Below are 24635 nucleotides of genomic sequence, written 5' to 3' on the forward strand. Positions count from 1 at the left end.
CTTTACTTACGTGCTTGCGGGTGTACGGGTGGTCGTCTCGAGCACGGGCGGCGGTGCGGGCGGCCTCAGCGGCGCCCGGCAGTCGTCGAAGCTGGCCCGCAGGCGCTGCATCAGGCGGGTGAGCTGGGCGACCTCGTCGTCGCTCCAGTCGCCGAGCCGCTCGGCCAGCAGCTGGGTGGTGGCCCGGGACATGTCGTCGAGCTTGCGGTTCCCCTCCTCGGTGAGCCGCACGATGCGCGAGCGCTTGTCCGCGGGGTCGGGGGAGCGCTCGATCCAGCCGCGCTCGGCGACGTGCGCGACGTGGCGGCTGGTGACGGACATGTCGACGGCGAGCAGCTCCGCGAGCTTGCTCATGCGCATGTCCCCGTACCGGCCGAGCAGGGTCAGTACGGCGGCCGAGCCACTCGGGCAGTCGGACGGCAGGATCCTGCCGAGCTCCCTTTTGACGGCGCCGAAGGCGCTGAACTGACGGATCAGCTCCTCGTACTGCGCCTTTGCGGCCATCACGCCTCCCGTGTTCGTTGCTTAGGGCAACCATAGGACTGGTTGGTTGCCGCAGGCAAATAAACAGGTGGGGTCCCGGACAAAAACTTGGCAAAGGCAAGTATTGCGGAAGTAAACGAGCAGGTGGGGAGCGGTGGGGGCGGACGCGGGGGCGGGCCGGGGTACGAGGAGGTCGCCGACGTGACCGCGTCCGCGGGGGCTGCGGCGGTGGGGCGCCGGACCGTCCGCCGGGGGGTACGGCGGTGGGGCGCCCCGCACTTGGGCCGCACCGGGGGATTCGCTAGTGTCTCGGGCCATGGCTAACACCCAGGGCCCCCAGGGCAACTACGACCCCGCCGGCAGCACCCAGATGTTCCGCGCGTTCGTCGACGAGGCTCCCCAGGGACGGCAGCAGCAGCGGGCCGCCGCCGTGTCCTCCGGCCCGCGCATCGGCCTGATCGTCGGCGTGATCGCCGCCGTGGTGGTCGTCGCGGCGGTGGCCTGGCTCGCGCTGTCGTAAGAACGCGCGGGCGTAGGGCGCGGGCGCAGACGTAGCGCGCGGGCGCGGACGCAGGCGGGGAACGCCGCCGGGGCGCGCTGGTGCGGAAGGCGAGACGCCGGTCGGGCCGGTGGGGCGCCTGAGGCGGGACCGCCGCCGGCGGCCTCGCCGACGGCGGGTAGCCGGCGTACGGCGACGGCGGTTTGCCGGCGTGCGACCGTCCCTCCGCGCCTGGACGACGACGGCCGCCGACGCGCCGGTCAGGGCGCCTCGACGGCCACGTGTCGACGTCGGCCGCAGCGTCACGCCGTATATGGGCGGCGGGGATTGACGCTGCGTCAGAGGTGTGCGACCTCAGTCGGAGATGAGCCCGTCCCGGAGCTGGGCCAGGGTGCGGGTGAGGAGGCGGGAGACGTGCATCTGGGAGATGCCGACCTCCTCGCCGATCTGTGACTGGGTCATGTTGGCGAAGAAGCGAAGCATGATGATCCGCCGCTCGCGGGGCGGGAGCTTGGCCAGCAGCGGCTTGAGGGACTCGCGGTACTCCACGCCCTCCAGGGCCGTGTCCTCGTAGCCGAGCCGGTCGGCGAGCGAGCCCTCGCCGCCGTCGTCCTCGGGGGCCGGGGAGTCCAGCGAGGAGGCCGTGTAGGCGTTGCCGACCGCGAGGCCGTCGACGACGTCCTCCTCCGACACGCCCAGGACGGCGGCGAGTTCGGCGACGGTCGGCGAGCGGTCGAGCTTCTGGGAGAGCTCGTCGCTGGCCTTCGTCAGCGCCAGGCGCAGCTCCTGCAGGCGGCGCGGGACGCGCACCGACCACGAGGTGTCCCGGAAGAAGCGCTTGATCTCCCCGACGACGGTCGGCATCGCGAACGTCGGGAACTCCACGCCGCGTTCGCAGTCGAACCGGTCGATCGCCTTGATCAGGCCGATGGTGCCGACCTGGACGATGTCCTCCATCGGCTCGTTGCGCGAGCGGAAGCGGGCGGCCGCGTAACGCACGAGGGGGAGGTTGAGCTCGATCAGGGTGTCCCGGACGTAGGCGCGCTCGGGGCTGTTCTCGTCGAGGGCGGCGAGCCGCAGGAACAGGGAACGGGACAGCGTGCGGGTGTCGATGTCCCCGGAGACCGGCAGGGCCGCGGCGGGCTCCGTCGGCAGGGCGGGGGCCGGCACGGCCTCGAGGGCCGAGGCGTCATCGAGAACGTCGAGCGTCTCCGGCGCTGTCTCGCCCTTGGTGAGCGTGAGCACCTTCGAGCTGCCCTGGTCTGCGGACATGCCACCCCCTTTGGGTCGCGGGACGGTCACGGCGGACGCTCCACGCGAGGAACGCAGCCTTCACCTGAATACCGGAGCCGGAGCCACGGCAAACGCGCTTCCCGCAGAATGTCACATGTCGGCAACACGCTGTAGTGACATGTCGACATGCGAGACGCGAATCGCCCCTGGAAACAGGGGGTCTGACGGCCTTTCGGCCCGAAAACACCGCCATCTGCGCTGATGAGCGATTCGCTCGCCACGGTGAAGATCCGCACCCGCATTCGGTTGTGCGCCGGTAGCACAAACGGGTGCCCCACCCACCCCCACCCCGCCCCGAACCCCCACCCGCGCCCCTCCCCCGACCTCACGCACTCCCGCCCCGCTCCAGCGCACCTCGCTACGACACCCCGGCCCCGCGGACCGCGCGCCTCCGCCGCGCAGGGGGCCGGGCGGACCGACCTCCTGCGCTTGCGAGGGCGGGAGAGGCGGGCGGCCGCGTGTAGAGGCCGGGGCGCTCGGGGGACTAGGCGGGATCGGGGTGGCCAGGGCTGCGCAGGTGCTCACCCACCCCTCGCCTTATGGCACCCCCGCGCCCCCGCACCACGCCCTGACGCTCTACGTCCCCCAAGCGCACCCCCCCCCGCGGAGCGGTTACGCGTCGATCTTGTTGGCTGAGCGGAGGCGCTGGAAGCTGCGGGCCAGCAGGCGGGAGACGTGCATCTGGGAGACGCCGAGCTCGGCGCTGATCTGGGACTGGGTGAGGTTGCTGTAGTACCGCAGCAGCAGGATGCGCTGCTCGCGCTCCGGCAGCTGGACCAGCAGGTGGCGCACCAGGTCCCGGTGCTCGACGCCGTCCAGGGCCGGGTCCTCGTAGCCGAGCCGGTCGAGCAGGCCCGGCAGCCCGTCGCCCTCCTGCGCGGCCTCCAGCGAGGTCGCGTGGTACGACCGCCCGGCCTCGATGCAGGACAGCACCTCCTCCTCGCTGATCCGCAGCCGCTCGGCGATCTCGGCGGTGGAGGGGGTGCGCCCGAAGGCGGTGGTCAGGTCCTCGGTGGCGCTGTTGACCTGCACCCAGAGCTCGTGCAGTCGGCGGGGCACGTGGACGGTGCGGACGTTGTCGCGGAAGTACCGCTTGATCTCCCCGACGACCGTGGGCATCGCGAAGGTCGGGAACTGCACGCCCCGGTCCGGGTCGAAGCGGTCGATGGCGTTGATCAGCCCGATGGTGCCGACCTGGACGACGTCCTCCATCGGCTCGTTGCGGGAGCGGAAGCGCGCGGCGGCGTAGCGCACGAGCGGGAGGTTGGCCTCGATGAGCGCCCCCCGCACCCGGTTGTGCTCCGGCGTGCCCGGCGTGAGCTCCTTCAGCTGCGCGAAGAGCACCTGGGTGAGCGCCCGGGTGTCGGCGCCCCTGCTACGGCGGGGGGCGGCGCCCTGGGGCGGTGCTTGAGGCGCAGTACTGGCCGGCACGGTCAACTCCACCTCTTCATCCGTCACGCATCCGTCAACTCATCCGTCAAAAGCGGTCATAGCATCACAAGACATGTCCACTGTGTGCAAGCACCGCATATCTACGTGTTGGGGTAAGAGATGGTGCAGAAAACAACAAAAACCCCACACCCGTGAGGGTGCGGGGCTGTCGGCACGCGCGCCGGGCGGCTCAGTACGCGTAGTCGGCGATCACCCACGTGGCGAACTCCCGCCACAGGGCCACGCCCGCCTGGTGCTCGGGGTGCTCGACGTACCGGCGCAGCGCCTCGGCGTCCTCGAAGCCCGAGTTGATCGCGAAGTCGTACGCGATGGGCCGGTCGCTGAGGTTCCAGCCGAGCTCCCAGAAGCGGATCTCGTCGATCTTGCCGTCGAGCGCCTCGAAGGCCTCGACGCCCTTCACGACCCGCGGGTCGTCGCGCTCGACACCCTCGTTGAGCTTGAAGAGAACCAGGTGGCGGATCATGGGGTACTCCCGGGGGTCAGCCCTTGCCGCCATGGGCGACCCACGTCATGAAGTCACCGATGGCCTTGGCGGCGTCCGATATGCCCTCGAACCCTATCTGCACGTAGTCCGCGGCCTTGGCCGGGTCCGTGATGATCACGTACAGCACGAAGACCACGAGCGCATAGACGGCGATCTTCTTCGCGTTCACCGCCATCGCGGCCTCCCTGTCACCGATGTGCCTCGTGGGTCCCCTGTTGCCGGCCGTGAGTGTAACGACCGGTCCTATTTGAGGACCAACGGCCCACGCGGTGAGACCCTTTGCCGCGAAGGTGATCATGCCCACGGTCGCGGACGCGCGACGGCTACGGGACGTCATGACGCAGAACACCCCCTGGCCCGCGTTCCCGCGGTCAGGGGGTGTTGTCAGCGGTAGCGGAGGGATTTGAACCCTCGGTGACTTGCGCCACACTCGCTTTCGAGGCGAGCTCCTTCGGCCGCTCGGACACGCTACCGAGGGAGACCTTACAGCACGGGGGCCCGTGCGCCGAAATCGATATCCGGGGCCCGTTCAGCGCCCGCGGAAGAAGTCCGTGAGCTGCTGCGCGCACTCGGCCGCGAGCACGCCCTCGATCACCTCGGGCCGGTGGTTGAGCCGCCGGTCGCGGATCACGTCCCACAGCGAGCCGGCCGCGCCCGCCTTGTCGTCCCGGGCGCCGTAGACCACGCGGTCCACCCGGGACTGGACGATCGCGCCCGCGCACATCGTGCACGGCTCCAGCGTCACGACGAGCGTGCAGCCGGTCAGCCGCCACTCGCCGAGCCGCTCGGCGGCGCGCCGGATCGCGAGGATCTCCGCGTGCCCGGTCGGGTCGCCGGTGACCTCGCGCTCGTTGTGCCCGGTCGCGAGCACGCTCGTGCCGTCGGGCGCCAGCACCAGCGCCCCGACGGGGACGTCGCCGCCTCGGGCGGCCCGCTCCGCCTGAGCCAGGGCGAGCCGCATCGGGGCCCGCCAGCGGTCGCGGACCGGGTCCGGGGTCGGCGCGGTGTCGTTCGGGACGGTCAGCGCACGGCCTCCAGCATTTCCGAGGCGCCCAGGGCGTCGGCGATCTCCGTCAGCGCGTCGCCGTCCAGGGCCAGCAGCTCCTTGCCGCTGACGCCCAGGTCGTCCAGGAGGGCGGAGTCGCCCACCGGGCCGTTGGGCAGCGCGTCGGCGCCGCCGGCCTCGGCGGTGTCCCCGTCGTCCTCGGGTTCGCCGTCCTCGGTGCCGTCCAGGTCGAGCGCGTCCAGGTCGGGGTCGTCACCCGGCTCCCGGCCCAGCAGTTCGTCGGTGAGCAGCAGCTCGCCGTAGGAGCTGCGGGAGGCGACGGCGGCGTTCGAGACGAACACCCGCGGGTCCTCCTCGCCGTCCACCCGGACGACGCCGAACCAGGCGTCCTCCTGCTCGATCAGGACGAGCACCGTGTCCTCGTCGGGAGCGGCTTCCCGGGCCAGGTCGGCCAGATCCGACAGGGTCTCCACATCGTCGAGCTCTGTGTCGCTCGCTTCCCACCCGTCTTCGGTGCGCGCGAGCAGTGCGGCGAAGTACACCGTGACTCTCCCACTGGTCATAGGTGTGCCGGTCGGGGGTCCCCCCGGCGGAGGTTACGGACGGGGAGAAGCTCGGGCTCCGAGCCCCACCCACTCGGAATCGTGGCAGAAACAAGGCGTTCAGGGGACGTCTTCGGCTCCCTGTGTCCGGCAGTTTTGCACGTGGGTCCACGGGCATGTCCCTCGGGACTCACCAGCACACTCGTTGCCGCCATCTGCGGATCGTACGCGGGATTCCCCACGTCCCCCGCACGCCCACCCCGGGCAACGCCCGTACGGCCCGCGGATCTTCCCGCGTCCGGCCCCCGCATCCCGCCGCATCCGGTCCGCGGTTCTCAGCGTGTCCGGCCGCGGTTGTCTCCGTGTCCGGTCCGCGGTTCTCAGCGTGTCCGGCCGCGGTTTCCTCCGCGCCCGGTCCGCGGTCACTTCCGCGTCCGGTCAGCGGTTTTCCGTGCATCCGGGCCGCCGTGTCTCGCTCGTACGGCCCGCCGGTCCTTCCGTGGACCGTCCTCGCGCGGCGTCACCAGCGGAAGGTGCGCATGCGCATCGCGTGGCGCAGCCGGGCCGCCTTGGCGCGGCGGGGCTGCACCCGGGCGCGCAGCTCGCGCGCCTCGGTCAGTTCGCGCAGGAACTGGGCGCGCCGGCGCCGCCGCTCGGCGTCGCTCTCGGGGGAGGCCCGCTCCAGCGGGTCGCGCTCCTCCGAGGACGCGCGGCCGGACATCTCGCGATCAGACAGGTCAGCCATGGGAACACCACCCCCGGTCCGTCCCCACCACCTTCCCCCGGCCGGGCGGTCCGATGCCAGCAGACGGAAGAAAACGATCCGCAAAGGCTCACGCAGCGTGCGGACGCCGGGGGTGACGCGCCCGGTTACTGTTGTGGACATGCGTCTCCATGTCGTCGACCACCCCTTGGTCGCCCACAAGCTCACCACGCTGCGCGACCAGCGCACCGACTCCCCGACCTTCCGTCGGCTCGCCGACGAGCTGGTCACCCTGCTCGCCTACGAGGCGACCCGGGACGTGCGCACCGAGGCGGTCGACATCCAGACCCCCGTGGCCCGGACCACCGGCGTCAAGCTGGCGCGGCCGCGTCCGCTGGTGGTGCCGATCCTGCGCGCCGGTCTCGGCATGCTCGACGGCATGATGCGGCTGCTGCCGACGGCCGAGGTCGGCTTCCTCGGCATGATCCGCAACGAGGAGACGCTGCAGGCCTCGACCTACGCCACCCGCATGCCGGAGGACCTCTCCGGCCGCCAGGTCTACGTCCTGGACCCGATGCTGGCCACGGGCGGCACGCTGGTCGCCGCGATCCGTGAGCTGATCGAGCGCGGCGCGGACGACGTGACGGCCGTCGTGCTGCTGGCGGCGCCCGAGGGCGTCGAGGTCATGGAGCGCGAGCTGGCCGGCACCCCGGTCACGGTGGTCACGGCCGCGGTCGACGACCACCTCAACGAACACGGCTACATCATCCCGGGCCTCGGCGACGCGGGCGACCGCCTGTACGGGGCGGCGGAGTAGGAACAAGGGGGACGCCCCCGGCCACCCAGGCCACCTGCGGCCGGGGCACCCCGGGCCGCAGGCGGCTTTCCGTCGGGAGCGATGCCCCGGTGCGGTGGCGCGGGCGGCTTCCCGGCGGCGTGCCCGTCGCTCGCCCGACGGCCGCCGGAGGCGTCAGCAGCCCTTCTTCGCCGTCGCCGGCGCCGGGTGGGTCAGCTTGGTCAGGGCCTGGTCGGCGGCCGGCTTCGGGTCCAGGGACTTGAAGGCGTTGCCGAGGATCAGGTCGACCTCGGGACCCTTGCGGGCGACGTCCGTGCGGCGCTCGGCGCCGGTGAGCTGCGTGGCCAGCACCGGGAGCGAGCTGTTGAGGGAGGACGCCGGGCCGAGCAGCACGGCGGTGCCGGCGACCTTCTTGTCGTAGGCCTTCGTCGCGTTGCCCACGGCGCCGATGCGGAAGCCGCGCTTCTTCAGTTCGTCGGCGGTCTGCTTGGCGAGTCCGCTGCGGGGCGTCGCGTTGAACACGTTGACGGTGATCTGCGCGGGTGCCGGCAGCGCGGAGAGGGTGCCGGGCGAGGCGCTCGCCTTCGGCCCGCAGTCCGCTTTGCCGGCGGCCGCGGTGGCCTTCTTGCCGCCCCCGGTGAAGACGTCGATGAGCTGCAGGGTGCCCCAGCCGATCAGCCCGAGCACGGCGACGCAGGCGACGGTGAGGAACACGAGCCGGCCGCGGCGGCGGGGCGGGCGCATGCGCGGGTACTTGTCCCCCGTGATCCGGTACTTACCGCCCATGCCGGGGGGAGTCAGCATGCTCATGGGCGCAGCGTAGTGCGCCCGGGCGGTGATTCCTACTAGATGATCATTCGATCCCGCCCAGAGAACCCGAAAGGGCCAAACCGTAACCGGACGAGGCCCGTCCGCCGGGCCGATGCCCCACGCGGGCGCCTGCCGCTCAGGTGACCGGAGCCGCGTCAGCCCCGTCGCCCGACCGGAGTCGGTCCGGTCGCAGGACCTGAGCCGGCCCGGTCCCCGGACCCGCGTCAGTCCAGTTCGAGGACGCGCGCGTGCAGCACTTGGCGCTGCTGGAGCGCGGCCCGGACCGCGCGGTGCAGACCGTCCTCCAGGTACAGGTCGCCCTGCCACTTCACGACGTGCGCGAAGAGGTCGCCGTAGAACGTCGAGTCCTCGGCGAGCAGGGTCTCCAGGTCGAGCTGCTGCTTGGTGGTCACCAGCTGATCGAGGCGGACCGGGCGCGGCGCGACGTCCGCCCACTGCCGGGTGCTTTCCCGGCCGTGGTCGGGGTACGGCCGGCCGTTTCCGATGCGCTTGAAGATCACACGGAAAGCCTACCGGTCCTGGCGTTCCGGGCGCAGCCATGGAGACGGAGTGCGACGCTGGAAAAGATGTTGCATAGCGGGGCGAAAAGGAAACGAGGGGTCGGCCGATGAGCACCAGCGACGAGGCCCGCGCGGACCACGGGAACACCCCTTCGGACACCTCCGCCGAGGTCGCGAGGATCGCCGCCGGTTACGCGTTCACCGGGCCCGCGCTCGACCTCGGCGCCCTGCTGTGGGACGGCGCCTGCCGGCCCGACGCGCCGGTGCGCATCCCGCTGTCCGTGCTCAACCGGCACGGCCTGGTCGCCGGGGCGACCGGCACCGGCAAGACCAAGACGCTGCAGCTGATCGCCGAACAGCTCTCCGCGCAGGGCGTGCCCGTCTTCCTCGCCGACATCAAGGGCGACCTGTCCGGCATCGCCGCGCCCGGCCTGGCCGGCGACAAGGTCCGCTCCCGCGCCGCCGAGGTCCGCCAGCAGTGGACGGCGACGGGCTTCCCCGCGGAGTTCTACGCGCTCGGCGGCCAGGGCCACGGCATCCCGGTACGGGCCACCGTCACCAGCTTCGGCCCGGTGCTGCTGTCGAAGGTGCTCCGGCTGAACCAGACCCAGGAGCAGTCCCTCGGCCTGATCTTCCACTACGCCGACACCAAGGGCCTGGAGCTGGTCGACCTCAAGGACCTGCGCGCGGTCGTCGCCTTCCTGACCTCCGACGAGGGCAAGGCGGAGCTGAGGAACCTCGGCGGGCTGTCCACGGCCACCGCCGGGGTGATCCTGCGTTCCCTGACCGCGTTCGAGGCGCAGGGGATGGCGGACTTCTTCGGGGAGCCCGAGTTCGACACCGCCGAGCTGCTGCGGACGGCCGCCGACGGGCGGGGCGTCGTCTCCGTGCTGGAGCTGCCCGCCGTACAGGACAAGCCGCAGCTGTTCTCCACCTTCCTGATGTGGCTGCTCGCCGATCTCTTCCACGACCTGCCGGAGCTCGGGGACGCGGACCGGCCGAAGCTGGTGTTCTTCTTCGACGAGGCGCATCTGCTGTTCCACGACGCCTCGAAGGCGTTCCTGGAGTCGATCACGCAGACGGTGCGGCTGATTCGCTCGAAAGGAGTCGGCGTCTTCTTCGTGACGCAGACCCCGAAGGACGTACCGTCCGACGTCCTCGCCCAGCTCGGCAACCGCGTCCAGCACGCCCTGCGGGCCTTCACCCCCGAGGACCACAAGGCGCTGAAGGCGACCGTGCAGACCTTCCCGGAATCCGCCTACGACCTGGAGGAACTGCTCACCGGGCTGGGCACCGGCGAGGCCGTGGTGACCGTCCTGAGCGAGAAGGGCGCGCCCACGCCGGTCGCGGCGACACGGCTGCGGGCGCCCCAGTCGCTGATGGCCCCCTTCGAGACGGCCGCGCTGGACCGGGCGGTGACGTCGTCGCCGCTGTACGGGCGCTATGCACAGGCTGTGGACCGCGAGTCGGCCTACGAGAAGCTGACGGAGGCGGCGTCGCAGCAGCCGTCGGAGGCCACCCGCGAGCGGGACGGCGAAAGAGAAGCCGGCGAGCGCGGCCGCGACGAGGACGGCGGCGAGCGGACTCGGCGGAAGACCGGTGCGCGGGACCGGCGGGAGGACCGGCGGGAGGCCGGCGCGGAGGAGTCGTCGGTGCTGGAACAGGTGGTGGGCAGCGGGATGTTCAAGTCGCTGGCCCGGTCCGTCGGCACCCAGCTCGGCCGCGAGATCACCCGCTCCCTCTTCGGCACGGCCCGGCGGAGGCGGTAGCCACCCCCGCCGGGTGCGTCAGCGGTCCCTCTTCTCCTGCGCCGGGGGCTGCTGCGGGCGCGGTGTCCGCGCGGTGTCCTGCTTCGGCGCGCTGCGCGCGGCCTCGGCACGCACCAGGGCGCGCAGGACCGCGTAGGGGTCCGTGGGCATGGCTGTGCTCCTTGCGTGTGACGGTGTGCGCTGACTGACTGACGGACGGACCGGTGGGGCGGAAGCCGGGTCGGTCAGCAGCGGAGCACCACGGAGCGCAGGGCGCACAGAGCGGTGTACGGCGCCGGGGAGGCCGCCTGTTCACCGGCGCCGCCGGGCCGCTGCGGCACCGGGGCGCCGGGCACGCGCGCCGGGCGCGGCGGTACCGCCGCCCGCTGCGCGCCCTGCCCGGGCAGTCGTACGGCGGTGTCGGTGACGTCGTGCTCGGCGGTCGCCGCGGCGGCGGGCACGGAGGCGGGCAGGGCCGCGACCGCGCAGGCCTCGCCGGGGACGAGCAGGGCGAGCAGCAGCACGAGCACCCGCAGCCAGGCCACCCGGCCGTGCGGCCGGGGGTGAGGGCGGGTGGGGACTCGTGCGGTGCCGTTCATCTCGGGGAGAGATCTCCCCGGGGAAGGGGGTCCGGCCTGCGCCGCCCGGGCGAGAACCGCCCGCACGGACTACGGCCACGGCCCGGCCGTCAGTTCTTGGCGTTCGCCTTGGCGGCCTTGGCGGCGGCCTTCATCTCCTGCTTGTGGGCGCGCACCTTGGCCAGCGACTCCGGGCCGGTGATGTCGGCGACCGACCGGAAGCACTGCGACTCGCCGTACGCGCCGGCGGCCTCGCGCCAGCCCTCGGGGCGTACGCCGAACTGCTTGCCCAGCAGGGCCAGGAAGATCTGTGCCTTCTGCCGGCCGAAGCCGGGGAGTTCCTGGAGGCGGCGCAGCAGTTCGCGGCCGTCGTCGACGCCCTTCCAGACGAGCTCGGCGTTGCCGTCGTAGTGGTCGACGAGGTACTGGCAGAGCTGCTGGATGCGCTTGGCCATCGAGCCGGGGTAGCGGTGCACGGCCGGCTTCTCGGAGAGCACGGCGGCGAAGGCGTCCGGGTCGGTGGCGGCGATGTCGTGGGCGTCGAGGTCGTCGGCGCCGAGACGGTCCGCGATGGTGCGGGGGCCCTTGAACGCCCACTCCATCGGGATCTGCTGGTCCAGCAGCATCCCCACCAGCGCGGCGAGCGGCGACCGGCCGAGCAGTGCGTCGGCCTCGGCGTCCTGGGCGAGATGCAGGGTGACGACGTCCATGCCTCCGATCATCCCGCGCCCACGTGCGCCGTGCGCGCCGAGGGGTGCCGGCCGGCGGGGACGGGGGCGCGTGGCCGCGGGACGGGGGTGCGGGGGCGCCGGGCGCGGGGCGCGAAGCCGCCGGGCGCGGGTTGCGGGGGCGCCGGGCGCGGGGCGCGAAGCCGCCGGGCGGGGGTCCGGGGTGGCGAGGTGGCGCGAGGCCGGGCGCGTGGCCGGAGACCGGTCGCCTTGTCGCCGGGCGCGTGGCCGGAGACCGGTCGCCTTGTCGCCGGGCACGGGCGCGGGCACGCTCAGCGCCAGTACCCCAGCGCGTGCACCCGCTGCCTGGGCACCGCCAGCTCCTTGCGGACGTACGCGGACAGCGCCCGCGTCGTCGCCGCTTCGCAGGCGATCCACACGAAGACGTCCTCGTCGAGCAGCGCGGGGAGTTCGGCCCGCACGCGCTCCGCCAGCAGCGCCCCGCCGTCCACCCGGGGTATCTCCCGCACGTCCCTGTGAGGGGAACCGCCGTCCCCCCGCCGGGCGCCGAACGGAAGCCCGGTCAGTGCCCCCTCGAAGAACACCGTCGCCGGTGTCTGCGGGAACGCGGCCAGGAGGGAGTTGATCGCCGGCAGCGACGCGGGGTCGCCGATCGCGACGAGGCGGGACGGCGGCGGGGCGGGCGCGTCGAAGCCGGTGCCGTGGACGGTGGCCTCCACCGTGTCGCCCGGCGCGGCCGCCCGCGCCCAGTCGCTCGCGCACCCCTCGTGCAGCGCGAACTCCAGGCCGAAGGTGCCGGCCTGCGGGTCCGGGTCGACCAGCGTGTACGCCCGCTGGTGCGGCTTGCCCCCGTTGTCGAACCACAGGCGCACCCACATGGTCGGGTGGACTCCGGTCGCCGCGAGCATGCCCCCGTCGGTGAGGCGGAGCCGCCGGTACGTGTCCGTGACGTCCTCGGCCGCCGTCACCGTGCAGGTGAAGTCCCTCGCCCGCAGCAGTTTCAGCACCGTGCCCTGCCAGCCGTGACCCTGCCCCATGCCGCTCCTTCACGGTTCGCGTACGATCCCCGCACGCAAAGTGTTAGGTGAGCCTAACCTAATGTTGATCGAGCCGAGAGGGGTCACAGGGTGACGAGCGAGATCCACCGGGACGCCTGGGGCATCCCGCACCTGCGCGCCCCCGGCGTCCGGGCGCTCGCCCACGCCCAGGGCCTGGTCACCGCCCGCGACCGCGCCTGGCAGCTGGAAGTCGAACGCCACCGCGCCCAGGGCACCTCGGCCGCCTTCCTCGGCGCCGGCGCGCTCGACTGGGACCGCTTCGCCCGCCGCGCACGCCTCGCCGACACCGCCCGCCGCTGCTTCGACGCGCTGCGCGAACGGGACGCCGAGACCGCCGACTGGGTGCGCGCGTACGTCGACGGCGTCAACGAGGGACTGCGCCCCACCGCCGAGTTCCGGCGCGCCGGCCTGGCGCCCGGCCGCTGGGAGCCGTGGACCCCGCTCGCCGTGTGGCTGTCCGCACACATCCTCTTCGCCGGCTTCCCCGCCAAGCTGTGGCGGGAGGAGGCGGCCCGGCGGCTCGGCCCCGAGGCCGTCGGGCTGTTCGCCGCCGACGGGCCCGCCACCGCCGGCAGCAACGGCTGGCTGGTCGCCGGCGAGCGCACCACCACCGGGCGGGCGCTCCTCGCCGGCGACCCCCACCGGTTCATCGAGGACCCCGGCGTCTACCAGCAGATCCGGCTCGCCTGCGACGAGTTCGACGTCGTCGGCCTCGCCGTGCCGGGCGTCCCCGGCATCGCCCACTTCGGCCACGCCGGCACCGTCGCCTGGGCCATCACCAACGCCATGGCCGACTACCAGGACCTGTACCGGGAACGCCTGCGCCGCACCGGCGCCGGCGTCGAGGCCCTCGGACCCGACGGACGCTGGCACCGCGCCGGCCGGCACACCGAGCACGTCGAGGTGGCCGGCGAGGACCCGGTCGAGGTCGAGATCATCGAGACCGCGCGCGGACCCGTCGTCGCCGGCGGACCGGAGGGGCTCGACGACGGGACACCCCTCGCGCTCAGCCTGCGCCACCCGCCACGGGTCACCCACGACCTCGGGTTCAGTGCCCTCCTGCCCCTGCTGCGCGCCCGCCGCGTCGCCGACGTCGACCGGGCCCTGGACGCCTGGGCCGAACCCGTCAACGTCGTCCAGGCCGCCGACACCGAGGGCGGCCTGCTGCACCGGGTCGCCGGACGCGTGCCCGTGCGGGCGGCCGCCAACCGCACCGGGCTGGTGCCCGCCTGGGAGCCCGGGTACGAGTGGACCGGGTGGCACGAGCCGCCCCGCGCCGGTCTCGTCGACGGCGTCGCCGTCATGGCCAACCAGCGCGGGCTTGCCGCCGCCCTCGGCACCGAGTTCGCCCCGCCGCACCGCGCCGACCGCATCCGCGACCTGCTGGCCGCACGCCGCCGGTGGTCCGCCGCCGACATGCCCGCCGTCCACCGAGACACCCACCTCGCCTCCGCGGCCGCCCTGCTCGACCACCTCGCCGCACTCGACGGGCTCGGCCCGAACGCCGAGGCGCTGCGCGCGCGGCTGCTGCGCTGGGACCGCCGCATGGACGCCGGCAGCCGGGACGCGGCGCTGTACGCGGCCGTGCGCACCGCGCTCGTACGGCGCCTCGCCGCGCACGAGGCGTTCGCCGCCCTCGCCTCCCCGCCCGCCTACCCGGACGTCTTCCAGCCCTGGCTGGCCCTCACCCCGCGCATCGGCTTCGCCCTGGAACACCTGCTGCGCACCGAGGAGCTGTACGGCGTCGACCGCCCCGCCCTGGTCCGCGCCGCCCTGGAGGAGGTCGCCGCCGCACCCCCGGCCGGCACCTGGGGCGACACCCACCGCCTCGCACCCTGGCGCGCGCTGCCGTACGCCACGGACGGCGAACCCGGCCTGTCCGGAGACCACGACTGCGTGCTGTGCACCTCCGCCGTCCCCGGGGTCACCGACCGCGCCGCGCGCGGCCCCGCCGCCCGCTACGTCTGGGACCTCGCCCGGCGCGACCACAGCCTGTGGGTGGTGCCCTTCGGCGCGGACGGCACCCCCGGCTCCCCCCACCACCGCGACCAACTCCCCTTGTGGCTCAAGGGGGACCTCGTCCCCGTCGTCACCGACTGGGACCGGCTCACGAAGGAGAGCGATGTCTGACGTCCCGCACCGCGAGGCCGTGCACGAGCAGCGGACCGACGGCTTCGGCACCGTCCGCATCCTGCCCCTCGACCCCCGCGCCGACGCCGAGGTGGTCCACCGCTGGGTCAGCGAGGAACGGGCCGCGTTCTGGGGCATGCGCGGACTGACCGTCGATCAGGTCGCGGAGATCTACGCGCACATGGCCGGCCTCGACACCCACCACGCCTTCCTCGTCGTCAAGGACGGCGACCCGGCCGCCCTCCTGCAGACCTACGAACCCGGCGCCGACCGGGTCGGCGAGTGCTACCCCGTCCAGCCCGGCGACATCGGCGTCCACCTGCTCCTCGCCCCCGCCGGCGACGCGGGCCGGCGGCCCGGCTGGACCGCACGGCTGGTGGCGGCGATGACGGCGTACGTACTGCACGCCCTGGACCGGCGCCGGATCGTCGTCGACCCCGACGTGCGCAACGTCAAGGCGATCGCCCGGTTCGAACGGCTCGGCTTCGAGCGCGGACCCGAGGTCGTCCTGCCCGAGGTGGACCTGCCGGACGTGTACCTGCCGGAGAAGCGGGCGCAACTGGCCTTCCTGCGGAGGGAGGTGGCGCTGCGGGGGTGAGGGGGCGGTGCGGTGCGGCCCGCGTGGCGGGGGGGGGCCTGCGGTCGGGGTCCGCGCCGCCGTCGTACTTCGTGGTTCGCGCCGTTGAGTGATCCGGTGGCCGGGGCCGTACTGATCCCGAGGAGTGGCCCGGCAGGTCCGGCGGGAGGGAGCGGGCGGCGTGGTGCGTGGAGGGCGGCGGCTCGGGCGGGCGGTCATGCTGGGCGTGGTGCTGACCCTGCTCCTCCTCGGCGGCGCGGGGTCCGCCTCCGCGCACGCCGCCCTGCGCACCACCGACCCGGCCGACGGGTCCGTCGTGAAGACCGCCCCGGACCACCTCACGCTCACCTTCACCGAGTCCGTCGGCCTGCTCGACGGCTCCTTCCGCGTCTTCGATCCCGGCAACCACCGGCTGCGCACCGGTGAGGCCGGGCACGCCCCCGGCCGGTCCGACACCGTCCGCCTTCCGCTGCCGGGCGGGCTCGGCCGGGGCACCTACACCGTGGCCTGGCGGGTGGTCTCCGCCGACAGCCACCCCGTCTCCGGCGCCTTCACCTTCTCCGTCGGCGCACCGACGCCCGCCCCGGCCGCCCTCGACACCGGTACGGACGAGGACCCGGCCACCGGGAGCCTGTACGACCTCGCGCGGTACGCCGCCTACCTGGGCGCCGCGCTGCTCATCGGCGGCGGGGTGTTCCGGGCGCTGTGGCCGGGAGCGGCGCGCACCCCGGTGAACGCCGGCTGGGGAACGCTGGCCGCCGCCACCGCCGTCCTGCTGCTCCTGCGTGCTCCCTACGAGGCCGGTACCGGGCTGTCCGGCGCGTTCGACCCGTCCGGGGCCGCACGCACGCTGACCAGCCCTCCGGGGCTCGCCCTGGTGGCCCGGCTGGTGCTGCTGGGGGCGGCCGGGGTGCTGCTGCGGCGGCGGACGTGGGGGCGGGGCGCGCGCGTGAGCGGGGGCGTTGTGGCCGTCGCCCTGGCGCTGACCTGGGCTCTCGCCGACCACGCCGTCGCCGGGATCCAGGTGCCGGTCGCGGTCGTCTCCGCCGTTCTGCATCTGCTGGCGACGGGGGTGTGGCTGGGCGGGCTCGTGGCGCTGCTGTGCACGCGTGAGGTGCCCGTCGCCGTGCTCCACCGCTTCTCACGGATCGCCCTCGGCTGCGTCGCCGTCCTCGTGGCCACCGGCGTCTACCAGGCGTGGCGCGGCCTCGGCTCCCTCGACGCGCTCACCGGTACGGCGTACGGCCGGCTGCTGCTGGTCAAGCTGACGGTGGTGGCGCTGCTGCTGGCGGGGGCGGGGGGCGCGCGGCGGGCGGTGCGGGGGCTGCGGGTGCCGGTGGCGACCGGGGTGGTGCGGGATCGGGAGCGGGTGGGGGCGAGGGCGGGTGGGGGGTCGTCCGGGGCCGGGTCGGATGCGGGGTGCGATGCGGGGGCGGACGCGGACGCGGGGGAGCGGGTGGTCGCGGAGGCGGCTGGTGTTGCGGCAGGGCAGGCGTCCGTGGCCGGGCGGCGGTTGCGGCGGGCCGTGTACGCGGAGGCGGCCCTCGGGGCGCTGGTCCTGCTGATCTCGACGGTGCTCGCGGGAACCGTCCCCGGGCGGGCCGCCGCGGAGGCGGCCGAGCGGCAGCCGCTTGCCGTGCCGGGGCTGCCGGGGGCGTCGGTCACCGACGTGCCGTTCGACCTCGGCGGGCCCGGGCGCCAGGGGAAGGTGCAGGTCACGCTGGAGCCCGGTCGGGTCGGGGACAGTTCGGTGCAGGCGGTGGTCTACGGGGCCGACGGGGGCCTGGCGGCCGTGCCCGAACTGCGGATCTCGTTCACGCTGCCCGCGCAGGGGGTGGGCCCGATCGACGCCCGGGTCGCGGACCGGGGCGGCTACTGGGCGTCCGACCGCGTGACGCTGCCGCTGCCGGGGCGGTGGACGATGAAGGTGACGGTACGGGTGTCGGAAACGGACCAGGTCAGCGAGACCCGCGGGGTCGAGATAGCGCGGTGAGCGACGGCGGGGGGTGGGTGCGGTGTGTTGCCGGGTGCGGGTTTCGTCGTGGCTTGTCGCGCAGTTCCCCGCGCCCCTGAATGCCTGCGGCGGCCCGCGCGGGTCCGGTGGGGGCTGATGTAGCGCGTCCGGTGGGTGGGTGAGTCGGGGCCGCGGCGGGGGGTGTCCGTCCTCGGTACGGCCCTACGTCTCTCAAGCAGCTGACGAAAGGCAATGCCGTCCGCTGCGGGCGGACACCCCCCACCACGCCCCCTCCCCGCCGCCGGCGACTACAGGCCGTCGCCGCTACCTGTCCCAGCTACGGGCAGTCGTGCCGCAGGGGCAGCGCCAACGCCGCATAGCTGCGGGCATCCGATCCGCCGTAGCTGCGGGCAGTCGTGCCGCAGGGCGGGCACCCACCCCACGTAGCTGCGGGCAGTCGTGCCGCTGGGGCGGCACGGGTGGGCGCAGCGGCACCCCGCAACGCCGGGCTGCGCACCCCACGGCGGTCACCCCGGCGCCGGGCGCCTCGCAACGCCGGGCTGCGCAAACACCGGCGTTCACCACACCCCCGGTGCCGCACACCCCTGGGCACGAGCACCCCACGGCGTTCAACGCACCCCCGGGCACAAGCGCACCGCAAGGCACCGCAACGTCAACCGTTTGGATGACCCCCCGCCCCACACCCCCGCGCGAGAATGAAGTTCGCCCAGTTCAGCGCCGTAGGGGAGGAGCAGGCCATGGAGGCGACCCCCGCGTCCACCCCACCCGCGCCCACCCCACCCGCGGACGACGACACCCGCACCCTCACCGTGATCATGCACACGGCCTTCTTCGTCCTGCTCGGCGCCTCCCTCACCCGCTTCCTCCTGCGCCACCCCGGCGAGCCCCACACCCCCTGGGTCCTGGCCCTGTCCCTCTCCCTCGCCGTCCTCTACGTCCTCGGCCCGACCCTCGGCGCCCACCTCACCGCACGCCGGCTCGCCTGGCTGACCGCCGTCGTCGCGGCCTGGGCCGTGCTGGTGACGCTCGCCCCGAGCTTCGCCTGGTGCGCGGTGCCGCTCTTCTACACCGGCCTGCGCACCCTCCCGCCCCGCGCGGCGATCATCCTGGTCACCGCCCTCACCGCGCTCGCCGTAGCCGCCCAGCTCCAGCTCGCGGGCTGGGCCGACCCCAACGTGCTGCTCGCCCCGCCGGCCGTGGCCGCGATCGCCACCGCCGTGTTCGTCGTCATGCAGCGCCAGGCCCGCCGCCAGCGCGCCCTCATCGACGACCTGATCCGCACCCGGCGCGAACTGGCCGCCACCGAGCGCCGCGAGGGCACCCTCGCCGAACGCGAGCGCCTGGCCAGGGAGATCCACGACACCCTCGCCCAGGGGCTGTCCAGCCAGCGGATGCTGCTCCAGGCCGCCGACCGGCTGTGGGACACCGACCGGGACACCGCCCGCTCCCACGTCCGTACAGCCGCCGCCATCGCCGAACGCGACCTGGCCGAGGCCCGCCGGTTCGTTCACGACCTCGCCCCGGCCGACCTCGCCGGAGGCGGCGGGCTGCTGACGGCGCTGCGGGTGGTCGCCGAGCGGGCGAGCACGGACGGCCTGGACGTCCGCATCCACGCGGAGGGCACCCCGGCCCAGCCGCTGCCGGCCCTGGTCGAGTCGGCCCTGCTGCGCATCGCGCAGGGCGCGCTCGCCAACGTCCGCGAGCACGCCGGCGCGGCCACCGCCACGCTCACCCTGACCTGCCTGGACGACCAGATCGTCCTGGACGTCGCCGACGACGGCCGCGGCTTCGACGCGGCGGCGTCCGCGCGGCGGCCGGCCGGTTCCGTCCGCGGGCACGGCCTGCCCGCGATCCGCGCCCGGCTGCGCCAGCTGGGCGGCACCCTCACCATCGAGTCGGCACCGGGCGAGGGCACGGTGCTGTCGGCCGCGATCCCCCTGGAGCCGCCCGCATGAGCACGCCCGTCCGAGTCCTGGTCTGCGACGACCACGCCGTGGTCCGCGCCGGGCTGCTCGCCCTGCTCGGCAGCGCGCCGGACATCGAGGTGACCGGCGAGGCCGGCAGCGGCGAGGAGGCCATCGCGCTGGCCCGCAAGCTGCGCCCCGACGTCGTCCTGATGGACCTCCAGCTGGGCGAGGGCATCGACGGCGTGGAGACCACCCGCCGTCTGACGGCGCAGCAGCCCGCCCCGTACGTCCTGGTCCTCACCACCTACGACACGGACGCCGACATCACCCGCGCGATCGAGGCCGGTGCCACCGGCTACCTGCTCAAGGCCGAACGCCCCGACGAACTCTTCGCCGCGATCCATTCCGCCGCCCAGGGCCGCACCACGCTCTCCGCCCCGGTCGCCGGCCGCGTCATGGCCCACCTGCGCAATCCGGCCCCCACGCTCACCCCCCGCGAGCGGGACATCCTCACCCACCTCTCGCGAGGCCTCGGCAACCGCGACATCGCCCGCGCCCTCCACATCAGCGAGGCCACGGTCAAGACACACCTGCGCCGCATCTACGAAAAACTCGGCGTCGACACGCGAGCAGGAGCGGTGTCGATCGCGAAGGAACGCCGCCTGCTGCCCTGACGTCCGGCACGCCCGAGGCCGTGCCGATCGCTTGTGCCTTCAGGCGCCGTCGCCTATGAGCGTGAACTCCATCCACTCGACGCCCGGCACGAAGAAACGCGCGCCGACCGTACCGGCCGCGACACCGTTGAACTCACGGCGTCCGGGCGGGCCGAGCGCGCTGACACTCCACGGCGTCGCGAGCCGCCACGCGCACTCCAGGGCGGCGAACAGCGCGGCCTGCGCGTCGTCGTGGCCCAGTGGCGTGGTCAGCCGCATCACGGCGAGCTCGGGGAAGCGCGCGTACCGCTCGTACTCCTCCACGTCGAGGGGCAGTCCCAGCCGCTCCCTCATCCGGCCGGCCACGCGCTCCGCCTTGCGGCGGTCGGCGGCATGAACGTGGCAACGCCAGCTGATCGTCGCGTACATGCCGCCCATCCTCGGTCACAGACCGCAGGAGCCCCGGTCGAGGTGGAAGTAGCGGGCGTTGGCCCAGCGGCACAGGCGGATGCCGACGGTGACGCCGACGATGGTGACCAGGGCGGGCAGGTATCCGCCGGCCACCTGGACGATCGGGATGGCCGGGCAGCCGCCGGAGATCGCCCAGCCCGTGCCGAACAGCACCGCTCCGGGGATCACACCGGCGTGGATGCGCCCCGGCGTGCGGCGGACCCGCAGCAGGGCGAACGCGCACACGATGATCACCACGGCACCCGCGAAGGACAGCAGCATGCGCAGGTCCTGGAAGGTGAACATGCGGTTCAGTTCGGCGTAGTCGCCGAAGCCGATGTTGGAGACGGTGAAGCCGAGGGCCAGTCCGGTGAGGATGTTGGCCATCAGGATCGCGCCGCGCGTACGCATCAGATCACCTTCCACAGCAGGAACGACACCGCGACGGCGGTACCGAAGAACACGGCGGTCGCGACCAGGCTGACCGGGCGCAGCCGGCCGCACCCGTTGAGTCCGTGTCCCGAACTGCAGCCCCCCGCCAGCCGCGTGCCGAAGCCGACCAGCACGCCGCCGACGAACAGCAGGATCAGCATGGTGACCGGATCGCCGGTGACCACGTCCCGGAACCCCGGACCCATGTCGAGGCGGAGGTGGAACCGTCCGGAGGTGACCGCGGCGATCAGCCCGCCGATGAAGATCGACACCAGCAGCGCCGCCTGGGTGACCAGCGGGGCCGGGCCCGGGGCGGCCTCGCCCGTGGCCGGCTCGCTGTCCGGCTCGGCCGTCTGCGCCATCCCGTACGACGCCGACGGCGCCGGCGGTGCGGCGGGACCGCCGGGGGCGGTGCCGAAGTGCTCCGCCGTGGCCGCCGCCAGGGCCTCGGCCAGCGCCCGCTCGTCGGTGAACTCCTCGTCCATCTGCTCGAGGCGGCGCTCCCGGCGCCAATGCAGCACGCGGTCCCACGCGGACGACACCCCGAAGGAGCGGTCCGTGGTGAGGGCGTAGTTGATGGTGATCAGAGCGAGTCCGGCAGCGCCGGCCCACCAGGGCCAGTAGCCACTCATGCGGGGCCTCCCATCCAGTCGGTGAAACGGGCCCACCAGCCGCGCTTGGCCCCGGACTCCCGCCGCGCGCGCCGGGACGGGCGGTCCTCGGGCCCGGGAAGGTGCGGGGACGGCGAGGGCCGGTGCGGCGACACCGGGATCGGCGCGGACGCCGGCCCGAACGGCGGCACACTCCCCGACGCAGCGGTCACCGGACCGGACGGCCCCGGTGGCCGGGCGGGCGCGTGCTGGGACCAACTGGGGTCCTGTGGTGCCGCGGGTGCGGTGTGGGACCAGGTGGGGTCCTGCGGCGTGGCGGGCGACGGCCGGGACCACGAGGGATCCTGCGGCGCGGCCGGTGCCGGCTGCGACCACGAGGGATCCTGTGCGGCCCACGGGTGGTGGTGTGGTGACGAGCTGTCAGGGCCGTGAGGACCGCGGGGAACCCCGGCGGTGCCAGGCCCCTGTACGGGACCGGGGGCGGCACCGGACCGGCCCGTGTCTCCGGCCGCGTCCTCGAGGTGCCGTGCGCGGGCCCCGTTGGGCAGCAGACTGATCGGCACCCGCTCACCGGTGAGGGACACCTGGTAGCGGGCACAGTCGCGCCAGTGATCGTCGCTGTCGCAGTAGTAGTCGCGCCAGCCTTGCAAGCTCGCCCTGAGCAGGGGAAAAAGGGGGCATCCCACGGCGTGCGAGCAACCCACGTCGCTCCCTTCCGACCGGCGCGCACCACCCGTTCGGTGTGGGTGGTTGCCGCTCTCGGTTGTGTGCCTTCGCCGCGCGGGCCGACGGTTTCGAGAAAAGCGCGGTGACGGCGTGTCACGAAGCGGAACATCGCCTCCATTTCTCGGCCGGGCGCGATGGAACCACTGATTCGATGCCGACGGCAACCTGATCGGGGAATCTGCCCGTAACTGCTTGACAGCGCAGAGTGAGGAAGGTAGCGAGCGACTCACGCCGTTTGTCTGGTATGACGGAAAGATCGCGGCGTACGACGGGGGCGCGCGGGGCGTGACGCGCTCCTGTGGCCCGATTTCCCCTCCCCGTACGTCAGTTGTTCGTGGAGACGGTGGGCATTCGGGCTTTGTTGTGGTGGAAACGTGAATTCGTCTGTGACGAAACTGTTGATATTACTGGTCGTCAACAAAGGCGCTGATGGAGGCGAAAACACATGTGTCGACGTGCGGTCTGCCGCTCATGTCGGAAAGTGACCTACGAGGGCTGCGGCCGGCACGTGGAGGAGGTGCTCCACGGCGTACCGGCCCAGGAGCGCTGCACCTGCGACACGCCGGCACGCGCGCGTACGGACGCGGGGGAGCCGGAGACCGCGACGGTCCCGCCGCCGAGCCGGGCGAAGGCGAGCCGGGCGAAGGCGGGCCGCTGGGCCCGCGTGAAGGCCTGGATGAAGAGCCCGGCGTGACCTGACGCCGGGCCCCGCGTCGCCTCCCTCTCCCTCTCCCCCGCTCCCGCGGATTTCCCCGCTCTCGCGGATCACGCCCCGCAGGAGCATCCGGTCGCTGCCGGGGCCTCCTGGCCGGCCTGTCCGGTGCAGCAGCCGTCCCCGGCGCCGTCGGGGTCGGCGCTCTTGCCGAGCGTGCCGGCGTCGGCCTTGACCACGTAGACCTCCCAGGGCTCCTTGCCGGGCCCGTGGACCCACACCTTGTCCTGGAGGGCGTAACAGCAGGACGTGTCGTTCTCCTCGAAGGTCGCGAGGCCGGCGTCCTTGAGCCGGGTGGTGGCGGCGTGGACCTGCACGGTGGAGTCGACCTCGACGCCGAGGTGGTCCAGACGGGTCTCCTCGCCGGGCCGGCCCTCGATCAGCACGAGCTTGAGCGGGGGCTCGGCGAGAGCGAAGTTGGCGTAGCCCGCGCGCCGCTTGGCCGGTTCGGCGCCGAACAGCTTCGCGTAGAAGGCGATCGACGCTTCCAGGTCGCTGACGCGCAAGGCGAGCTGAACACGGGACATGACACGACTCCCCTCTGCTTGCATTGACGTTCATCGATACAGAGCTTGCGCCTTGTATCGATGAACGTCAACATAGAAGGATGTCAAAGCAAGAACTGGTGGTGCTCGGGCAGGACGATCGGTCCGCGGCCTGCTGTCCTGGGCTGGCGACCGCCCCCCTGGACGAGGACCAGGCGGCCGAGCTGGCGAAGATCTTCAAGGCGCTGGGCGACCCCGTGCGCCTGCGTCTGCTGTCGCTGATCGCCTCACGGGCCGGCGGCGAGGTCTGCGTATGCGACCTGACCCCGGCCTTCGAACTCTCCCAGCCGACGATCTCGCACCACCTCAAACTGCTGAGGCAGGCGGGCCTGATCGACTGCGAACGCCGGGGCACCTGGGTCTACTACTGGGCCCTCCCTGCCACCCTGACCCGGCTCGCCACGTTCCTCACCCCGGCGCGGAAGGCGGACCCGACCCCGTGAACACCCCCCTCGCGCGCCCGTCCGTCCTGTTCGTCTGCGTCCACAACGCCGGCCGTTCGCAGATGGCGGCCGCCTTCCTCGCCCACCTCGCAGCCGACCGCGTCGACGTCCGCTCCGCCGGCTCCGCCCCCGCCGGCACCGTGAACCCGGCCGTCGTCGAAGCCATGGCGGAGCGGGGCATCGACATCTCGGCGGAGGTCCCGAAGGTGCTCACGTCGGAGGCGGTCCAGGCGTCCGACGTCGTGATCACGATGGGCTGCGGCGACGCATGCCCCGTCTACCCCGGCAAGCGCTACCTCGACTGGGACCTGCCCGACCCGGCCGGCCGAGGCGTGGCAGCGGTCCGCCCGATCCGCGACGCCATCGAGACCCGCATCCGCCATCTGATCGAAGAGATCGCCCCGCAGAGCCGGGCGTGAGCGCGGCGGCTCACGACCGCAGCGCCTCCCGGGCAAACGCCAGAGGGCCGGGCCGCTTTCGCGGTCCGGCCCTCTGGGCTGGCGGAGGATACGAGATTCGAACTCGTGAGGGGTTGCCCCCAACACGCTTTCCAAGCGTGCGCCCTAGGCCTCTAGGCGAATCCTCCGCCGGAAACATTACATGACCGAGGGGAGTGCTCGCGAACTCGTTCCCCCAGGCCCGCATCGGGTACGCTGTGCGCAGCCCCTCACGCGGCGCTATCTGACTGAACTCCCCCAGGGCCGGAAGGCAGCAAGGGTAGGTCGGCTCTGGCGGGTGCGTGGGGGGCGCTTGCGTTCCCGGGCGCGGTCGCCCGGTGCGGACCAGGTCCCGGCGGTGTCGACGGCACGGCG

General features: G+C 73.4%; 29 protein-coding genes, 2 tRNA genes and 1 other RNA gene. 12 read left to right on the forward strand and 20 right to left on the reverse strand.

What is annotated here, in order from left to right; translation table 11 throughout:
* Positions 1–6 precede the first annotated feature (6 nt).
* Positions 7–504, reverse strand: a complete 498-nt coding sequence (locus ACF1AL_RS33225; RefSeq protein ID WP_384213541.1) for a MarR family winged helix-turn-helix transcriptional regulator — start codon at positions 502–504, stop codon at positions 7–9.
* Between the two features lie 295 nt (positions 505–799).
* Here ACF1AL_RS33225 and ACF1AL_RS33230 point away from each other — a divergent pair, with 295 nt between their 5' ends.
* Positions 800–1003 carry a hypothetical protein gene (locus tag ACF1AL_RS33230; protein WP_391702367.1) on the forward strand — a complete coding sequence of 68 codons (204 nt, stop codon included), beginning with the start codon at positions 800–802 and terminating at the stop codon, positions 1001–1003.
* A 333-nt stretch (positions 1004–1336) separates the two neighbouring features.
* On the opposite strand, the gene ACF1AL_RS33235 is transcribed toward ACF1AL_RS33230, so the two are convergent.
* The 8 genes from ACF1AL_RS33235 to ACF1AL_RS33270 all read right to left on the reverse strand — a co-directional run bounded on the left by ACF1AL_RS33235 (position 1337) and on the right by ACF1AL_RS33270 (position 6480).
* Complete coding sequence (locus ACF1AL_RS33235; protein WP_384213538.1) at positions 1337–2254, reverse strand: RNA polymerase sigma factor SigF; 918 nt, start codon at positions 2252–2254, stop codon at positions 1337–1339.
* Between the two features lie 633 nt (positions 2255–2887).
* A complete protein-coding gene (locus ACF1AL_RS33240) occupies positions 2888–3706 on the reverse strand; it encodes an RNA polymerase sigma factor SigF (protein ID WP_384213564.1) in 819 nt (272 codons plus the stop codon).
* Positions 3707–3896: 190 nt separating this feature from the next.
* Positions 3897–4190 carry a Dabb family protein gene (locus ACF1AL_RS33245; protein WP_366835086.1) on the reverse strand — a complete coding sequence of 98 codons (294 nt, stop codon included), beginning with the start codon at positions 4188–4190 and terminating at the stop codon, positions 3897–3899.
* A 16-nt stretch (positions 4191–4206) separates the two neighbouring features.
* On the reverse strand, positions 4207–4386 hold the full coding sequence (locus ACF1AL_RS33250) for a hypothetical protein (protein WP_366835085.1): 180 nt from the start codon (positions 4384–4386) through the stop codon (positions 4207–4209).
* A 213-nt stretch (positions 4387–4599) separates the two neighbouring features.
* Positions 4600–4684 (reverse strand) — tRNA-Ser (locus ACF1AL_RS33255).
* Between the two features lie 56 nt (positions 4685–4740).
* Positions 4741–5172, reverse strand: coding sequence for a tRNA adenosine(34) deaminase TadA (tadA, locus tag ACF1AL_RS33260; protein ID WP_391702370.1), 432 nt, complete (start codon positions 5170–5172; stop codon positions 4741–4743).
* A gap of 59 nt (positions 5173–5231) precedes the next feature.
* On the reverse strand, positions 5232–5759 hold the full coding sequence (locus ACF1AL_RS33265) for a hypothetical protein (RefSeq protein WP_366835426.1): 528 nt from the start codon (positions 5757–5759) through the stop codon (positions 5232–5234).
* 520 nt (positions 5760–6279) lie between these two features.
* Positions 6280–6480 (reverse strand): hypothetical protein, encoded by a 201-nt coding sequence (locus ACF1AL_RS33270; protein ID WP_366835425.1) that lies wholly within the window; start codon positions 6478–6480, stop codon positions 6280–6282.
* Positions 6481–6643: 163 nt separating this feature from the next.
* Here ACF1AL_RS33270 and upp point away from each other — a divergent pair, with 163 nt between their 5' ends.
* Positions 6644–7279 carry a uracil phosphoribosyltransferase gene (upp, locus tag ACF1AL_RS33275; RefSeq protein WP_384213531.1) on the forward strand — a complete coding sequence of 212 codons (636 nt, stop codon included), beginning with the start codon at positions 6644–6646 and terminating at the stop codon, positions 7277–7279.
* 153 nt (positions 7280–7432) lie between these two features.
* Here the strand turns inward: upp and ACF1AL_RS33280 are convergent, their stop codons facing one another.
* Positions 7433–8044 carry a LytR C-terminal domain-containing protein gene (locus ACF1AL_RS33280; RefSeq protein WP_391828529.1) on the reverse strand — a complete coding sequence of 204 codons (612 nt, stop codon included), beginning with the start codon at positions 8042–8044 and terminating at the stop codon, positions 7433–7435.
* A 248-nt stretch (positions 8045–8292) separates the two neighbouring features.
* Positions 8293–8589 (reverse strand): type II toxin-antitoxin system VapB family antitoxin, encoded by a 297-nt coding sequence (locus ACF1AL_RS33285; protein WP_004943146.1) that lies wholly within the window; start codon positions 8587–8589, stop codon positions 8293–8295.
* Between the two features lie 107 nt (positions 8590–8696).
* On the opposite strand from ACF1AL_RS33285, the gene ACF1AL_RS33290 reads away from it, so the two are divergent.
* Positions 8697–10358, forward strand: coding sequence for a helicase HerA-like domain-containing protein (locus tag ACF1AL_RS33290; RefSeq protein WP_391828468.1), 1662 nt, complete (start codon positions 8697–8699; stop codon positions 10356–10358).
* Between the two features lie 18 nt (positions 10359–10376).
* Here the strand turns inward: ACF1AL_RS33290 and ACF1AL_RS33295 are convergent, their stop codons facing one another.
* The 4 genes from ACF1AL_RS33295 to ACF1AL_RS33310 form a co-directional block, all read right to left on the reverse strand.
* Positions 10377–10508, reverse strand: coding sequence for a hypothetical protein (locus ACF1AL_RS33295; protein WP_366835080.1), 132 nt, complete (start codon positions 10506–10508; stop codon positions 10377–10379).
* 74 nt (positions 10509–10582) lie between these two features.
* Entirely contained in the window at positions 10583–10936 is a 354-nt protein-coding gene (locus ACF1AL_RS33300) for a hypothetical protein (protein WP_391828470.1), read from the reverse strand.
* 89 nt (positions 10937–11025) lie between these two features.
* Complete coding sequence (locus ACF1AL_RS33305; protein ID WP_391828472.1) at positions 11026–11637, reverse strand: HhH-GPD-type base excision DNA repair protein; 612 nt, start codon at positions 11635–11637, stop codon at positions 11026–11028.
* A 278-nt stretch (positions 11638–11915) separates the two neighbouring features.
* Positions 11916–12641, reverse strand: coding sequence for a siderophore-interacting protein (locus ACF1AL_RS33310; RefSeq protein ID WP_391828474.1), 726 nt, complete (start codon positions 12639–12641; stop codon positions 11916–11918).
* A 90-nt stretch (positions 12642–12731) separates the two neighbouring features.
* Between ACF1AL_RS33310 and ACF1AL_RS33315 the strand changes: the two genes are divergently transcribed.
* The 5 genes from ACF1AL_RS33315 to ACF1AL_RS33335 all read left to right on the forward strand — a co-directional run bounded on the left by ACF1AL_RS33315 (position 12732) and on the right by ACF1AL_RS33335 (position 19925).
* The gene (locus tag ACF1AL_RS33315) at positions 12732–14792 is read left to right on the forward strand and encodes a penicillin acylase family protein (RefSeq protein ID WP_391828476.1); all 2061 of its coding nucleotides are present in this window, start codon (positions 12732–12734) and stop codon (positions 14790–14792) included.
* Positions 14785–15390 (forward strand): GNAT family N-acetyltransferase, encoded by a 606-nt coding sequence (locus ACF1AL_RS33320; RefSeq protein WP_391778200.1) that lies wholly within the window; start codon positions 14785–14787, stop codon positions 15388–15390. The genes ACF1AL_RS33315 and ACF1AL_RS33320 overlap by 8 nt, the downstream gene beginning before the upstream one ends.
* Before the next feature lie 196 nt (positions 15391–15586).
* Positions 15587–17362 carry a copper resistance CopC/CopD family protein gene (locus ACF1AL_RS33325; RefSeq protein WP_391828531.1) on the forward strand — a complete coding sequence of 592 codons (1776 nt, stop codon included), beginning with the start codon at positions 15587–15589 and terminating at the stop codon, positions 17360–17362.
* A gap of 719 nt (positions 17363–18081) precedes the next feature.
* Positions 18082–19299 (forward strand): sensor histidine kinase, encoded by a 1218-nt coding sequence (locus ACF1AL_RS33330; RefSeq protein ID WP_391828478.1) that lies wholly within the window; start codon positions 18082–18084, stop codon positions 19297–19299.
* A complete protein-coding gene (locus ACF1AL_RS33335) occupies positions 19296–19925 on the forward strand; it encodes a response regulator (protein ID WP_391821263.1) in 630 nt (209 codons plus the stop codon). The genes ACF1AL_RS33330 and ACF1AL_RS33335 overlap by 4 nt, the downstream gene beginning before the upstream one ends.
* 39 nt (positions 19926–19964) lie before the next feature.
* Here ACF1AL_RS33335 and ACF1AL_RS33340 read toward each other — a convergent pair whose 3' ends face one another.
* Genes ACF1AL_RS33340 through ACF1AL_RS33350 form a run of 3 tightly spaced genes read right to left on the reverse strand, consistent with a single transcriptional unit; the run spans position 19965 to position 21418 of the window.
* The gene (locus tag ACF1AL_RS33340) at positions 19965–20333 is read right to left on the reverse strand and encodes a hypothetical protein (RefSeq protein WP_391821264.1); all 369 of its coding nucleotides are present in this window, start codon (positions 20331–20333) and stop codon (positions 19965–19967) included.
* A gap of 15 nt (positions 20334–20348) precedes the next feature.
* Positions 20349–20765, reverse strand: a complete 417-nt coding sequence (locus ACF1AL_RS33345) for a YeeE/YedE thiosulfate transporter family protein (protein ID WP_366840780.1) — start codon at positions 20763–20765, stop codon at positions 20349–20351.
* A complete protein-coding gene (locus ACF1AL_RS33350; RefSeq protein WP_391702394.1) occupies positions 20765–21418 on the reverse strand; it encodes a YeeE/YedE thiosulfate transporter family protein in 654 nt (217 codons plus the stop codon). The genes ACF1AL_RS33345 and ACF1AL_RS33350 overlap by 1 nt, the downstream gene beginning before the upstream one ends.
* Positions 21419–22604: 1186 nt before the next feature.
* Here ACF1AL_RS33350 and ACF1AL_RS33355 point away from each other — a divergent pair.
* Positions 22605–22817 (forward strand): hypothetical protein, encoded by a 213-nt coding sequence (locus ACF1AL_RS33355; RefSeq protein ID WP_391702397.1) that lies wholly within the window; start codon positions 22605–22607, stop codon positions 22815–22817.
* Between the two features lie 71 nt (positions 22818–22888).
* On the opposite strand, the gene ACF1AL_RS33360 is transcribed toward ACF1AL_RS33355, so the two are convergent.
* Positions 22889–23362: an ArsI/CadI family heavy metal resistance metalloenzyme gene (locus tag ACF1AL_RS33360; protein ID WP_391821266.1), complete on the reverse strand. Its 474-nt coding sequence runs from the start codon at positions 23360–23362 to the stop codon at positions 22889–22891.
* 80 nt (positions 23363–23442) lie between these two features.
* On the opposite strand from ACF1AL_RS33360, the gene ACF1AL_RS33365 reads away from it, so the two are divergent.
* Both ACF1AL_RS33365 and ACF1AL_RS33370 read left to right on the forward strand, forming a co-directional pair.
* Positions 23443–23823 carry an ArsR/SmtB family transcription factor gene (locus tag ACF1AL_RS33365; RefSeq protein WP_386585055.1) on the forward strand — a complete coding sequence of 127 codons (381 nt, stop codon included), beginning with the start codon at positions 23443–23445 and terminating at the stop codon, positions 23821–23823.
* On the forward strand, positions 23820–24242 hold the full coding sequence (locus ACF1AL_RS33370) for an arsenate reductase ArsC (RefSeq protein WP_391661785.1): 423 nt from the start codon (positions 23820–23822) through the stop codon (positions 24240–24242). The genes ACF1AL_RS33365 and ACF1AL_RS33370 overlap by 4 nt, the downstream gene beginning before the upstream one ends.
* A 79-nt stretch (positions 24243–24321) precedes the next feature.
* Here the strand turns inward: ACF1AL_RS33370 and ACF1AL_RS33375 are convergent.
* Positions 24322–24409 (reverse strand) — tRNA-Ser (locus tag ACF1AL_RS33375).
* Between the two features lie 72 nt (positions 24410–24481).
* Here ACF1AL_RS33375 and ffs point away from each other — a divergent pair.
* Positions 24482–24580, forward strand: an RNA gene (gene ffs, locus ACF1AL_RS33380) — signal recognition particle sRNA small type.
* Positions 24581–24635: the final 55 nt, after the last annotated feature.

This window comes from Streptomyces sp. NPDC014801 (assembly GCF_043082085.1).
Taxonomy (GTDB): domain Bacteria; phylum Actinomycetota; class Actinomycetes; order Streptomycetales; family Streptomycetaceae; genus Streptomyces.